Source organism: Sulfitobacter sp. M39, assembly GCF_021735935.1.
In the GTDB taxonomy this organism is placed as follows: domain Bacteria; phylum Pseudomonadota; class Alphaproteobacteria; order Rhodobacterales; family Rhodobacteraceae; genus Sulfitobacter.
Map to the genome: position 1 here is coordinate 541117 of NZ_WMDZ01000001.1, position 13605 is coordinate 554721.

General features: G+C 60.1%; 15 protein-coding genes. 12 read left to right on the forward strand and 3 right to left on the reverse strand.

Annotated elements, in window-relative coordinates; translation table 11 throughout:
* The first annotated feature begins 156 nt into the window (after window positions 1–156).
* Window positions 157–762 carry a L,D-transpeptidase gene (locus GLP43_RS02555; protein ID WP_237278081.1) on the forward strand — a complete coding sequence of 202 codons (606 nt, stop codon included), beginning with the start codon at window positions 157–159 and terminating at the stop codon, window positions 760–762.
* Window positions 763–902: 140 nt separating this feature from the next.
* Window positions 903–1085 (forward strand): hypothetical protein, encoded by a 183-nt coding sequence (locus tag GLP43_RS02560; protein ID WP_005850832.1) that lies wholly within the window; start codon window positions 903–905, stop codon window positions 1083–1085.
* 154 nt (window positions 1086–1239) lie between these two features.
* Here GLP43_RS02560 and hemH read toward each other — a convergent pair whose 3' ends face one another.
* Together hemH and GLP43_RS02570 are read right to left on the reverse strand one after the other, a co-directional pair.
* Window positions 1240–2286 (reverse strand): ferrochelatase, encoded by a 1047-nt coding sequence (gene hemH / locus GLP43_RS02565; protein WP_237278082.1) that lies wholly within the window; start codon window positions 2284–2286, stop codon window positions 1240–1242.
* Window positions 2287–2338: 52 nt separating this feature from the next.
* Window positions 2339–3157, reverse strand: a complete 819-nt coding sequence (locus tag GLP43_RS02570; protein WP_237278083.1) for an SAM-dependent methyltransferase — start codon at window positions 3155–3157, stop codon at window positions 2339–2341.
* A 17-nt stretch (window positions 3158–3174) separates the two neighbouring features.
* Between GLP43_RS02570 and GLP43_RS02575 the strand changes: the two genes are divergently transcribed.
* The 4 genes from GLP43_RS02575 to GLP43_RS02590 are packed head-to-tail and all read left to right on the forward strand — an operon-like array spanning window position 3175 to window position 5474.
* On the forward strand, window positions 3175–3903 hold the full coding sequence (locus tag GLP43_RS02575; protein ID WP_237278084.1) for a ComF family protein: 729 nt from the start codon (window positions 3175–3177) through the stop codon (window positions 3901–3903).
* A gap of 36 nt (window positions 3904–3939) precedes the next feature.
* On the forward strand, window positions 3940–4197 hold the full coding sequence (gene grxC / locus GLP43_RS02580) for a glutaredoxin 3 (RefSeq protein WP_005850844.1): 258 nt from the start codon (window positions 3940–3942) through the stop codon (window positions 4195–4197).
* A complete protein-coding gene (locus GLP43_RS02585) occupies window positions 4197–5027 on the forward strand; it encodes a carbon-nitrogen hydrolase family protein (protein WP_237278085.1) in 831 nt (276 codons plus the stop codon). Before grxC ends, GLP43_RS02585 begins: the two co-directional genes overlap by 1 nt.
* A gap of 9 nt (window positions 5028–5036) precedes the next feature.
* Entirely contained in the window at window positions 5037–5474 is a 438-nt protein-coding gene (locus GLP43_RS02590) for a MarR family winged helix-turn-helix transcriptional regulator (RefSeq protein WP_005850847.1), read from the forward strand.
* Window positions 5475–5486: 12 nt separating this feature from the next.
* Here GLP43_RS02590 and ubiG read toward each other — a convergent pair whose 3' ends face one another.
* Complete coding sequence (ubiG, locus tag GLP43_RS02595; protein WP_237278086.1) at window positions 5487–6233, reverse strand: bifunctional 2-polyprenyl-6-hydroxyphenol methylase/3-demethylubiquinol 3-O-methyltransferase UbiG; 747 nt, start codon at window positions 6231–6233, stop codon at window positions 5487–5489.
* Window positions 6234–6281: 48 nt separating this feature from the next.
* Here ubiG and pip point away from each other — a divergent pair, with 48 nt between their 5' ends.
* The 6 genes from pip to infB all read left to right on the forward strand — a co-directional run bounded on the left by pip (window position 6282) and on the right by infB (window position 13604).
* Window positions 6282–7253, forward strand: coding sequence for a prolyl aminopeptidase (gene pip / locus GLP43_RS02600; RefSeq protein ID WP_237278087.1), 972 nt, complete (start codon window positions 6282–6284; stop codon window positions 7251–7253).
* Window positions 7250–8098, forward strand: a complete 849-nt coding sequence (locus GLP43_RS02605) for an ABC transporter substrate-binding protein (protein WP_237278088.1) — start codon at window positions 7250–7252, stop codon at window positions 8096–8098. The genes pip and GLP43_RS02605 overlap by 4 nt, the downstream gene beginning before the upstream one ends.
* Window positions 8099–8260: 162 nt before the next feature.
* A complete protein-coding gene (rimP, locus tag GLP43_RS02610) occupies window positions 8261–8839 on the forward strand; it encodes a ribosome maturation factor RimP (protein ID WP_005850854.1) in 579 nt (192 codons plus the stop codon).
* Window positions 8840–10468, forward strand: a complete 1629-nt coding sequence (gene nusA / locus GLP43_RS02615; RefSeq protein ID WP_237278089.1) for a transcription termination factor NusA — start codon at window positions 8840–8842, stop codon at window positions 10466–10468. It abuts the gene before it with no gap.
* Between the two features lie 22 nt (window positions 10469–10490).
* A complete protein-coding gene (locus GLP43_RS02620; RefSeq protein WP_005850857.1) occupies window positions 10491–11111 on the forward strand; it encodes an RNA-binding protein in 621 nt (206 codons plus the stop codon).
* Window positions 11112–11120: 9 nt separating this feature from the next.
* On the forward strand, window positions 11121–13604 hold the full coding sequence (gene infB / locus GLP43_RS02625; RefSeq protein ID WP_237278090.1) for a translation initiation factor IF-2: 2484 nt from the start codon (window positions 11121–11123) through the stop codon (window positions 13602–13604).
* The last annotated feature ends 1 nt before the right edge of the window (window position 13605 follow it).

Below are 13605 nucleotides of genomic sequence, written 5' to 3' on the forward strand. Positions count from 1 at the left end.
TATTGGGTTTGTCGTGCCATACAGCTTGATGCGTTGCAGATCAAACGCACATGAGCGTGAGCGCGCCTGTTAACGCTTGTTTGATTTGAAACTGCGACTTTCGAGCCATATACGACAGTATTATACTAGGTTGTAACTACCTTCAGGAGACATCTGATGTCTGATAAGAAATTTACCCTTTCGTCGCGCCGTGCTTTCCTTGCTGGCAGCGCCGCGATGCTGGCAACGCCCGCGCTGGCGCAAAGCAGCGTCAACAGCGAAGCGACGACGGAGACGGAGCGCGATCTGACCGAGACCGTGCGCCGCAACACCTCCAGCTTCCGCACGCTGGATTGGCAGCCTTACTTCAGCGACACCAAGAACGGGGCCATTCTTGTCGATATCGACAGCCGCGCGGTGCATTACTGGTCCGAGGATCAGTCGATCTACAAGCTGTACCCCTCAAGCGTGCCGCTGACCGAGGAATTGACCCGCCGTGGACGTACCAGCGTGATCCAGAAGGTCACAGGCCCCACATGGCGTCCGACCCCGTCGATGCTGGAACGCAACCCAGAGTGGCCAGCGGTGATCGGGCCAGGCCCTGACAACCCCTTGGGCACCCACGCGCTGTACCTGAGCTGGACGTACTACCGTATCCATGGCACGCACGACACACGCAAGATCGGGCGTCGTTCGTCGAATGGCTGCATCGGCCTGTACAATGAACATATTGCTGAACTTTTTGGCATGGCGAACGTCGGCACCCAAGTGTTGCTTATTTGACAACTTTTTAGCGATTGTGGTGCTTAAAAGCTGAATCCGGGTTTGCAATTCACCGCTGATGCTGTTTAGAAAGTTTTACGAGGTAAGTCTTGGGCGCGTGCTATCACACTGTGAAGTACGCCTTTTCTGGAGGTTATGTTATGAAGAAACTCGTTCTCGCCGCTGCTCTGACAGCTGCTGCATCGAATGCATTTGCTGGTTCGCTGGCAGAGCCAATCATCGAAGCACCCGTCATCGTTGAAGAGTCCACCTCTTCTTCCTCGGGCATCCTGATTCCTCTGCTGCTGCTGGCCGTTGTTGCTGCTGCAGTTGCTTCCGACTAATTCGGTCGAAGTTTCAGTTAGAAAAAGGCGGTGTTCTACACCGCCTTTTTTTATGTCTGCCGTTTGGCGTTAGATAATAAGCGGACAAAAGAAAAGCGCCTGTAGCCACAGGCGCTTTCTTTGTTTTCAGGTCCAACCCGCGCGATGCTAGGGCTTAGTCGATCCAGCCTTGCAGGTTTTCCTCGATCACATTGGACAGCGCCTTGATGTGCAAGTCGTCGTCGTTGAGGCAGGGGATATAGTGAAAATCCTCCCCGCCCGCGTGTTCAAAGCTTTCCTTGATCTCTTCGTTGATCTCTTCCAGCGTTTCGATGCAATCGGCTGAAAAGGCAGGGGCGCAGACCGCGATCTTTTTGTTGCCGGCTTCGGCCTGCCGCGCGACCTCTTCCACGGTATAGGGCTGCAGCCATTCTTCGGGGCCGAATTTCGACTGGAAGGTCGTCATGATCTGGGTGTCGTCCCACCCCAGCCGTTCCTTCAGCAGGCGCGTCGTTTTCTGGCATTGGCAGTGGTAGGGATCCCCCTCCATCAAATAGCGCAGCGGCACACCGTGATAGGAACACAGCAGCTTGTCGGGCTTTGTCTCCATCTTGGCGTAGGCCTTCTCGATCGAGGTGGCGAGCGCTTCGATATAATCGGGGCGGTCGAAATAGGGTTCAACCGTGCGGGCGGCGGGCTGCCATTTCTCTTTGGCGAGCGCTGCGAAAAACGCGTCATTCGCGGTGGCAGATGTGGCACCGGCGTATTGCGGGTACAGCGGGAAGAACAGGATCTTCTGGCAGCCCGCAGCGGTCATCGCCGCCACCTTGGATTGGGTAGACGGGTTGCCGTAGCGCATGCAGTAATCGACCATGACTGCGTCACCATACCGCGCCTGCATCGCGTCTTTTATCTTCGCGGTTTGCTGCTTGGTGATGGTCATCAGCGGACTTTCCCCCGCCTCGTGGTTCCAGATCGACTTATACGCGGCACCGCTGGTGAAGGGGCGTTTCGACAGGATCACCAGCTGAAGCAGCGGTTGCCATTTCCACGGGCTATAGTCGATCACGCGGCGGTCCGACAGAAATTCCGATAGATAACGGCGCATTGACCAGTAATCATAGTTGTCCGGCGTGCCGAGGTTCGCCAGCAGGATACCCACCTTGGGGGCGGGCACGGTGGGGTGGTCAGGTTGTGCATGGGCTGGGCGCTGCGGCGTCATCTGGCATTCCTTTTCTGCGTTTAGCGCTGAGATAAACGGATATGGTCTCGCGTCAATCGCGCAGCGGCGTTTCTGCCGTGGCCAGCGCATCGGCCAAGCGCTGCTGCGCAGAGCCGGGTCGCAGGGGTTTGGGCTGGCTGTCCGCCGGTGCCCAGCCCGCCAGAAAGACCAGCTCAAAGCTTGCTTTGATGCGCCCCTCTGGCGTGGCGTAGTGGTCGCGGTAAAGCTGCCCCGCCGCGTCAAAGATCGCGCGGCCACTGGGGCGGCGCAGGCGGCTGGTCAGGGCGTTGGCCTCTCCCATGGCGCGCAGGTCGCGCATCAGGTGCCAGATATCGCTGTATTCCGTTGTCAGCGTCACGGAATCCGCCACCGGCAGCGCAAGCCCCGCCCGTTGCAGCAGCCCGCCGATATCGCGCAACTCGGCCATAGGGGCGATCCGCGGCGACAGTCCGCCAGTGATCGACGCCTCGGCCTGACCCAGACAGGCGCGCAGCTCGTGCAGGGTCTGCCCGCCGAAACCGACGCTTAAAAACAGCCCGTCGGGTTGCAGGGCGCGGCGTGACTGGATGATTTGACCCACCGGATCATTCGCCCAATGCATCCCCATCGCATGGACCACCACATCATGTGCGCCCTGGGTCAGCGCAAGCGTATCGGTGTCCTCCACCAGCGTCGCGTTCGGATGCAGCGCGCCCCAGACCTGCGGGAAGCCGGTGACAATCGCTGCGGACGTAAAGGTTCTGTTAACCAGCGACAGCCGATCATCGACCTCTTCAAGGGCGGCGCGGTGCAGGAACAGGGCGTCATCGGCGGCGCGGGTGCGGTTGCGGGTCAGCGCCGCGCGATCGGTCAGGGTGTGTGAAGCGTTCATGAAAGGATAATAAGATCATGCGAGACCAGTTACAAACCGCTGTTGCGCTGATTTACCCGCCGTCCTGTCTGGCTTGCGGGGCGTGGGTGGCTGCACATGGGGGGCTGTGCGGTCCGTGCTGGCGCGACACGGGGTTCATTGAAGGTGTGGTCTGCGAAACCTGCGGTATTCCCTTGCTGGGCGATCTGTCCGAGACAGACGTGCGCTGCGACGCGTGCCTTGCCGCGCCGCCGCCGTGGGACCACGGGCGCGCCGCCCTTTTGTACCGAGATACGGGCCGCCGGCTGGTGCTGGCGCTGAAACACGGCGACCGTCAGGACATCGCCAAACCCGCGGGACACTGGATGGCGCGGGTGATCGCGCCGTTCGTCACGCCCGACACTTTGGTGGTGCCCGTGCCACTGCATTACGCGCGGCTGTGGAAGCGGCGGTTCAACCAATCGGCCCTGTTGGCCCGTGCGCTTGCCCGCGAACACAAGCTTGGGTGGTGCCCCGACGCGCTGCGCCGCGTCCGACGCACCGCCGCGCTAGAGGGGAAGGGACGCCGCGAACGCTTTGCCCATCTGGATGGCGCGATCACCGCCCATCCGCGTCGCGCCGACCTGCTGCGTGATCGTCCGGTGCTGCTGGTGGATGACGTGATGACATCGGGCGCGACATTACAGGCGTCAGCGCGGGCCTGTCTGGACGCAGGCGCAGGGCCAATCTGCGTCGTGACACTGGCAAGAGTGGCAAAAGATACTTAAGTCTTGATCCAACCCAATTGTTGAAAGGACATCAACATGCAACCTGTTGAGATCTATACCTCCCCGCTGTGCGGATTTTGCCATGCCGCCAAACGCCTGCTGAATGAAAAAGGCGTGAGCTTTGCCGAGGTCGACGTGCTTGCCCAGCCGGAGCGTAAGTCCGAGATGATCGAACGTGCCAATGGCGGGCGCACCGTGCCGCAGATCTTTATCGGCGACACCCATGTCGGCGGCTGTGATGACCTTTACGCGCTTGAGCGTGCGGGCAAGCTGGACGCCTTGTTGGCCTCCTGATGCAGGCGGCGCTGATCCAGCTGAACGTCAGCGATACACCGGCCCGCAATCTGGCGGGCACGGTAGAGATGGTGCGCGATGCCGCGGCGCAGGGGGCAGAGTTTATCCTCACGCCCGAGGTCACGAACTGCGTCTCGACCAGCCGCGACCACCAGCGCAGCGTTTTGCAGCACGAAGACGATGACATCACCCTCGCCGCCTTGCGGGATGTGGCGCAAGAGACGGGCATCTGGCTGTTGATCGGGTCGCTTGGGCTGAAAACGCGGGATGCGGACGGGCGCTTTGCCAACCGGTCTTTCCTGATTGATCCGCAGGGGCAGATCAAAGCCCGCTACGACAAGATCCACATGTTCGACGTGGATATCGACGCGGGCGAAAGCTACCGCGAATCGGCAGGCTACCGTCCTGGCGATCAAGCGGTTGTGGCGCAGACGCCTTTCGCCAAAATCGGGATGAGCATCTGCTATGACATGCGCTTTCCCAAGCTCTATCAGGCGTTGGCGGATGCGGGGGCCACGATCCTGACCATGCCCGCCGCGTTTTCGCCCGTGACCGGTGCTGCGCATTGGCACATGCTGCTGCGTGCTCGTGCGATCGAGACAGGGTGTTTCGTGTTGGCACCCGCGCAGACCGGCACCCATGCCAGCGACGACCACAAGACCCGCGACACCTACGGCCATTCGCTGGTTGTTGCCCCGTGGGGCGAGGTGCTGCTGGATGCGGGCACCGCGCCGGGCATTTATCCGTTCACGCTGGACATGGCGCGTGTACAAGAGGCACGTACCCGCGTACCCAGTCTTGCCAACCGGCGGGATTTCAAGGCACCTTAGTAACGGCTTATGACGGAAAATCGAAACTCACTTGCGATCACGTTGATCAGCGAATTGCTGTCGGCTGATCAACGGATGCGCAACCGGCTGACCCGGGCGCTGCCCAAAGGCATGGAGATTTCGCATTTTTCGGTGCTGAATAATCTGGCTTGGCATGACGGCGAAAAGACCCCCGCGCAGCTGGCCGAGACGTTCAATGTCACCCGTGGCGCGATGACGAATACGCTGAATAAACTGGTCTGGGCGGGCTATGTGCATATCCGCCCCGATTGGGACGATGCGCGGCGAAAGATGGTGGCAATCAGCCCCGCAGGCCGCAATGCGCGGGATCATGCGATCCGGCAAATCTCGCCGTTGATCAATGACGTGGCCGATGATCTGGGGGAGGCGCAGGTGCGTGCCACGCTCGATACCCTACGCGCCCTGCGGCGCCAGCTGGAAGGCTGACGCCGGTTTGGGTCACTCTGGCTTCAGGCTGGCGGTGACGTAGTTCACGCTCAGGTCACGATCGGACAGACGCCACGACCATGTGATCGGGTTGAAGACGAACCCTTTGCGATCCACTGCCGTCAGGCCCGCCTTATGCAGCAGGTCAAAGAGCTCATCCGGGGTGATGAATTTCGACCATTCATGGGTGCCCTTGGGCAACCAGCGCATCACGTGCTCTGCCCCGACAATCGCCATCATGAAAGACTTGGGGTTGCGGTTCAGCGTTGAACAGATGTGCAGCCCGCCGGGTTTCAGCAGGGTGCGGCAGGCGATCAGATAATCGATAGGAGAGGCGACATGTTCGACCACCTCCATGTTCAGCACCACGTCGAATTGTTCGCCCGCTTCGGCCAGCGCCTCGGCGGTGGTGTGGCGATAGTCGATGTCGAGCCCCGATTGCTGCGCATGGACCTGCGCGACGGGGATGTTGCCTGCTGCGGCATCTGCACCGACCACGGTCGCACCCAAACGCGCCATAGGTTCCGACAGCAGCCCGCCGCCGCAGCCGATGTCCAGAATCCGCAGCCCGCGAAACGGTTCGGGCGACTTCAGGTCACGGTCGAACTCTCCGGCGATTTGGGTGGTGATGTAATCCAGACGGCAGGGGTTGAGCATATGCAGCGGCTTGAACTTGCCGTTCTCGTCCCACCATTCGGCGGCCATGGCCTGAAACTTTTCGATCTCGGCGGGGTCAACAGTGCTTTGAGGCGCTTGCATTCTGATCTCTCTGTGCTCTTTTGGGTCCAATGACTATATAGGGCTGTAATGGACAAAATCCCGGACCAAAAGCGCGCAGTGCAATATCTTCACCCGCCGATCGATCCCTTCGATCAGCGGATGATGGATGTGGGCGATGGTCATTCGATCTATGTCGAACAATGCGGCAACCCCGATGGCATTCCCGTGGTGGTCCTGCATGGCGGCCCCGGCGGCGGGTGCAGCCCGTCGATGCGGCGCTATTTCGATCCGGCAAAATATCACGTGATCCTGTTTGACCAGCGCGGCTGTGGACGGTCCAAGCCTTTCGCGTCGGTCACCAACAACACCACATGGGATCTGGTCGCGGATATCGAACGTATCCGCGAAGCGCTTGGCATCGAGAAATGGATTGCTTTTGGCGGCAGCTGGGGCGCGACGCTGGCGTTGATCTATGCCGAAACCCACCCCGAGAGGGTGCGCAACATCATCCTGCGCGGCGTCTTCATGATGACGCAGGCGGAGCTTGACTGGTTCTATGGCGGCGGCGCGGGCAAGTTCTGGCCGGATCTTTGGGCGCGGTTTACCGGCCTGATCCCCGAGGCAGAGCACGGCGATCTGATCGCGGCCTACCACCGTCGGCTGTTCTGTGGCGACCGCATGACCGAGGTGAAATACGGCAAGGCCTGGGCCGCGTGGGAAAACGCGCTGGCCTCGATCCATTCGTCGGGCGGGTCGTATGAAGGCCCGGGGGAATATTCGCGCACCTTTGCCCGTCTTGAGAATCACTATTTCACCAACGCCGGATTTCTTGAGTTTGACGGCCAGATCCTTGCGCATGTGGACCGCATTGCCCATATCCCCGGCGTGATTGTGCAAGGCCGCTACGATATGATTTGCCCCCCCTCCAGCGCGTATGAACTGGCGCAGGCTTGGCCCAATGCCGAGCTGAAGATGGTGCGCAATGCCGGTCACGCGCTGTCCGAACCCGGCATCAGCGCTGAACTGGTGCGCACGATGGACAGGATTGCCGCGCAATGACCCGCTCTTTGATGGATCGCCGTGCTTTATTTGCCTCGGGTGCTGCGGCGGCCTTGCTGGCTGCGACAGGTGTGTCGGCGGCGTCCATGCCCAAAGCGGGCGGGCGGTTACGGATGGCGCTGTCGGGGGCGGCGCGCAGCGATACTTGGGGGCAGGGCGATGGCCTGTTCATGCAGGTGGCGCGGCAGGGGCTGATTTTTGATACGCTGACCGAAATCGCCGCCGACGGCACCCTGCGCGGAGAGCTGGCAACGGCCTGGCAGGGCAGCGCCGACGGGCGCGTCTGGCTGGTCGATCTGCGCAAGGATGTGCCGTTTCACGACCAACGACCCATGACCGCGCGCGATGTTGTCGCGTCCTTGGCGTTGGACGGAGTGGTAGAGGCGACCGGCCCCCATCAGCTGCGCATCACGATGGATGCGCCCGCGATGGACTTGCCCTTTACGCTGGCGGACCCGCGTCATGTGATCCGCGCCGCCCACGCGATGGACGACGGCATTGGCACCGGCCTGTACCGTCTGCGAAGATTTACGCCGGGTCAGCAGGTTTTGGCCGAACGTGTGGCAGATCACTACAAAGGGCGCAGCGCCGGCTGGTTCGATACGGTTGAACTGGTGTCCATCCCCGCGCCGCAGGTTCGTGCGCAGGCGATGGCTGAATATCTGGTCGAAGCGGCAGACCTGAATGATGGCGAAGCCCTTCAATCTTATGATGATATTGCCTTGCTGCCCCATGCGCGCGGGGTGACCCATGCGGTGTCACGCAGCATCGCCATGCCCCTGCGCACCGGTCAGCATCGCCCGCTGGACAACCTGCGCGCCGCCGAACGCTGGTGGCTGGCCTAAGCAGGGCAGGCACACGGGGCTTGCAGTTTCACATATACGGGCGTATATGACGTCTCAACAGCGGCGCATCGGGGTCCACACCTGAGGCTCCACCGATCTTGAACACGGGCCGCGCGCCCGTTTTTTTGTGCCTGCTCGAAACTGCAGGATGATAGTGAGATTATGAACAACGACCTGATTGCAAAAGCAGCCATTGATCGCCGCATGGCCGAGATCATCACACCGGTGATCGAGGATATGGGGTTTGAACTGGTGCGCGTTCGCCTGATGTCGGGCAAGTCGACGACGTTGCAGGTGATGGCAGACCGTCCCGATGGCGGTATCGAGGTGGACGAGCTGGCCCTGATCAGCCAATCCATCAGCGCTGTCATGGATGTCGAGGATCCGATCCTTGATGAATACACCCTTGAAGTGTCGAGCCCCGGCATCGACCGCCCGCTGACGCGGCTCAAGGATTTCGAGATGTTCGAGGGCTATGAAGCCAAGATCGAAACCGGCGAACTGATCGACGGCCGCCGCCGCTTTAAGGGCGAACTGGCAGGCGTCGAGGATGACGAGGTGCTGATCAACGTCGAAGAAGGCACCATCGGGCTCAAGTTCGATTGGCTGACCGACGCCAAACTGGTTCTGACCGACGATCTGATCAAAGAAATGCTGCGCCAGCGCAAAGCGTCCGGTGCGATTGACGAAACCAAATTCGATGACATCGAGACCGAAGGGTCCACCGAGGGAGACGACTAAATGGCCATTACATCTGCCAACCAGCTGGAACTGCTGCAAACCGCCGAGGCTGTGGCCCGCGAAAAGATGATCGACCCCAATCTGGTGGTTGAAGCGATGGAAGAATCGCTCGCTCGGGCGGCCAAGTCGCGCTATGGTGCTGAGATGGACATTCGCGTGGCGATCGACCGCAAAACCGGTCGCGCAACCTTTACCCGTGTGCGCACGGTTGTGGCCGATGACGAGCTTGAGAACTATCAGGCTGAATTCACGGTAGAGCAGGCCAAGCAGTATATGGCCAATCCCGAAGTCGGTCAGGAATTCAGCGAAGAAGTCCCACCGGTTGAGATGGGCCGTATCGCCGCACAATCCGCCAAGCAGGTGATCTTGCAAAAGGTTCGCGAAGCCGAACGTGACCGCCAGTTCGAAGAATTCAAAGACCGCGCCGGCACGATCATCAACGGTCTGGTCAAGCGCGAGGAATACGGCAACGTTATCGTCGATGTGGGCGCTGGCGAAGCGATCCTGCGTCGCAACGAGAAAATCGGCCGCGAAAGCTATCGCCCGAACGACCGTATCCGCGTCTACATCAAGGATGTGCGTCGCGAACAGCGTGGCCCGCAGATTTTCCTGAGCCGCACCGCGCCCGAATTCATGGCCGAGCTGTTCAAGATGGAAGTGCCTGAAATCTATGACGGCATCATCGAGATCAAGGCCGTTGCCCGTGACCCCGGTTCGCGCGCGAAAATCGCTGTCATCTCGTATGATGGCTCCATCGACCCTGTGGGGGCCTGCGTTGGTATGCGCGGCAGCCGTGTTCAGGCCGTTGTGAACGAGCTTCAGGGCGAAAAGATCGATATTATCCCGTGGAACGAAGACCAGCCGACGTTCCTTGTGAACGCGCTTCAGCCTGCTGAAGTCTCCAAGGTTGTTCTGGACGAGGAAGCCGGCAAGATCGAAGTCGTCGTTCCCGAAGAACAACTGTCGCTGGCGATTGGCCGTCGTGGTCAGAACGTGCGTCTGGCCTCGCAGCTGACCGGTCTGGACATCGACATCATGACCGAAGAGCAAGAGAGCCAGCGCCGTCAGGCAGAGTTCGAACTACGCACCAAGCTGTTCATGGACAATCTGGATCTGGACGAATTCTTTGCCCAGCTTCTGGTTTCCGAAGGGTTCACCAACCTTGAAGAAGTCGCCTATGTCGAAGTGGACGAGCTGCTGGTCATCGACGGTGTTGACGAAGACACCGCAAGCGAACTGCAAGCCCGCGCCCGCGACGTGCTGGAAGCACAGAACAAAGCGGCGCTTGATGCGGCGCGCGCTTTGGGTGTGGACGACACGCTTATTGAATTCGACGGCCTGACACCCCAAATGATTGAGGCACTGGCCAAAGACGACGTTAAAACGCTCGAAGATTTCGCGACTTGCGCGGATTGGGAGCTGGCCGGCGGCTGGACTACCGTGAATGGCGAACGCACCAAGGATGAAGGGACACTTGAACCTTTCGATCTGTCGCTGGAAGATGCGCAAAAGCTGATCATGACCGCGCGCGTCCTGCTGGGCTGGGTCGATCCTGCCGAGCTTGAAGCGGATGATGTCGACGAAGAGTTCGATGCCGACATCGACACGGACGAGGAGGCCGAGGCCTGATCGCGGGGCCTTGGAGAACGATATGACACGTGGTGGCGTTTCTAAAGACCGGCAAGACGGTCCCGAACGAAAGTGTATCGCCACTGGCGAGGCGCAGCCCAAAAACGGGCTGATCCGCTTTGTCATTGGTCCCGACATGCATGTTTTCCCGGATATCATGGGGAAACTGCCAGGTCGGGGGATGTATGTGTCGGCGGATCGGGCCGCGTTGGAAAAAGCGGCCAAAAAGGGTCTGTTCGCCCGCTCGGCCAAGCAACCTGTCAAGGTTGCGGATGATTTGGTGGATGAAGTTGAAAAGCAGCTTGTCCGCCGTGTGGTTGACCTGATTTCGTTGCAACGCAAGGCGGGCAAGGCCGTTGCGGGCTACGAAAAAGTCAAAGGTTGGCTGCAAATGGAAGAAGCCGAAGTATTGATCCAGGCAGTTGATGGATCGGGCCGCGGCAAATCGAAACTAAGCACGCCGCATTACGGCCATTACATTGGCTGGCTGACGGCAGACGAATTGGGTTTGGCTTTCGGACGCCAAACTGTGATACATGGGGCGCTCGCCTCTGGTGGTCTTACCTCTCGTGTTGTAGAGGAGGCTCAGCGGTTAAAAGGCGTGCGCATAAACGAGGGTGGCAACGGTCACCCGAAAGGATAGACGAGCTTCATGAGCGATAGTGACGGCAAAAAGACATTGGGCCTGCGGGGAGCGCCTTCGCGCCCCGGCAACGTAAAGCAAAGCTTTAGCCACGGGCGGACGAAAAACGTCGTGGTCGAGACCAAGCGCAAGCGCGTTGTGGTGCCCAAACCTGCTGGCGCAAAAGCCGGCGGCGGTAGCAATCCATCGCTCGGGGATCCCTCCAAGCGTCCGGCAGGGATCACCGATTCCGAAATGGAACGCCGGCTGAAGGCGGTTCAGGCTGCCCGCGCCCGCGAGGCGGAAGAAGCCGAAGCACGCGCAGCCGAGGAAAAGGCCCGCGCGGAAGACCGCGAGCGTCGTCGTGCCGAGATCGAGGCGAAAGAAGCCGAAGAACGCCAGCGCGAGGAAAGCCTGAAGGCGAAAGCCGAAGAGGACGAGCGCCGCAAGAAAGAAGCGGAAGCCGCAGCAGCCGCTGCTGCAGCCCCCGCAGCGACCCCTGCCGCGCCACGTTCGCCGAACATCAAATCCGGCGCACCGACCCCTGCGGCCCGCAAGAAAGAAGGCGACCGCGAGGAAACCAACAAGCGCAACAAGGGTGGCGACGATAGCCGTCGTTCCGGCAAACTGACGCTGAACCAGGCTTTGTCCGGTGGCGAAGGTGGCCGTCAACGGTCCATGGCGCAGATGAAACGCAAACAGGAACGCCAACGCCAGAAGGCAATGGGCGGTTCGGTTGAGCGTGAAAAGGTCGTGCGCAACGTCAACCTGCCTCCGGCGATCGTGGTTTCCGAACTGGCGAACCGGATGGCCGAACGCGTTGGCGCGGTCGTCAAAGCATTGATGACAAACGGCATGATGGTCACACAGAACGAAACCATCGACGCTGACACAGCCGAGCTGATCATCGAGGAATTCGGCCACAAAGTGGTGCGCGTTTCCGACGCTGACGTTGAAGACGTGATCAAGGAAGCCGAAGACGATCCGAAAGATCTGGTATCGCGTCCTCCGGTCATCACGATCATGGGCCACGTTGACCACGGTAAGACATCGCTGCTTGACGCGATCCGCAAAGCCAAGGTTCAGTCCGGCGAAGCGGGCGGTATCACGCAGCACATCGGTGCCTATCAGGTCACAACCGACAATGGTCAGGTTCTGAGCTTCCTCGATACACCGGGCCACGCGGCCTTTACCTCGATGCGGTCGCGCGGTGCGCAGGTCACCGACATCGTCGTTCTGGTGGTCGCGGCGGATGATGCTGTGATGCCTCAGACGATCGAAGCGATTAACCACGCGAAAGCGGCCAAGGTGCCGATGATCGTGGCGATCAACAAGATCGACAAATACGAAGCCAACCCTGACAAAGTCCGTACGGACCTGCTGCAACACGAGGTCATCGTTGAAAAGATGTCCGGTGAAACACAGGACGTCGAGGTGTCGGCTGCCACCGGTCAAGGTCTGGACGAGCTGCTGGAAGCCATCGCGCTACAGGCGGAGCTGCTGGAACTGAAAGCGAACCCGAACCGCGCCGCGGTCGGTGCCGTGATCGAAGCGCAGCTTGACGTGGGCCGCGGCCCCGTTGCGACTGTTCTTGTTCAGAACGGTACGCTGCGTCAGGGCGACATCTTTGTTGTGGGCGAACAGTACGGTAAGGTCCGTGCGCTGATCAACGATCAGGGCGAGCGCGTGAAAGAAGCAGGCCCGTCGGTGCCGGTAGAGGTTCTTGGCCTTAACGGGACACCGGGTGCGGGCGACGTTCTGAACGTCACCGACACCGAAGCGCAGGCGCGCGAGATTGCGGAATACCGTGAAAAAGCCGCCAAAGACAAACGCGCTGCGGCTGGTGCTGCGACGACGCTGGAACAGCTGATGGCGAACGCCAAGGTGAACGAAACCATTAGCGAGCTGCCTTTGTTGATCAAAGCAGACGTTCAAGGTTCCGCCGAAGCGATCGTACAAGCGATGGAGAAAATCGGCAACGACGAAGTCCGCGTGCGCGTCCTTCACTCGGGTGTGGGTGCGATTACCGACACCGACGTTGGTCTTGCCGAAGCCTCCAACGCGCCGATCATCGGTTTCAACGTGCGTGCAAACGCATCGGCCCGTGCCTCGGCGAACCAGAAGGGTGTCGAGATCCGGTATTACTCGGTCATCTACGACATGGTTGATGATGTGAAAGCTGCCGCAAGTGGCCTGCTGAGCAACGAGATCCGCGAACACTTCATCGGCTATGCGTCGATCAAAGAGGTGTTCAAAGTGACCGGCGTTGGCAAGGTTGCGGGCTGTCTGGTGACCGAAGGCAAAGCAAGCCGCGCCGCTGGTGTGCGCCTGCTGCGCGACGACGTCGTGATCCACGAAGGCACGCTGAAAACGCTCAAGCGCTTCAAGGACGAAGTTGCCGAAGTACCGTCAGGCCAGGAATGTGGTATGGCGTTCGAGAACTACGAAGACATCCGTCCGGGCGACGTTATCGAAATCTTCACACGTGAAGAAGTCGTACGCACGCTGGACTAAG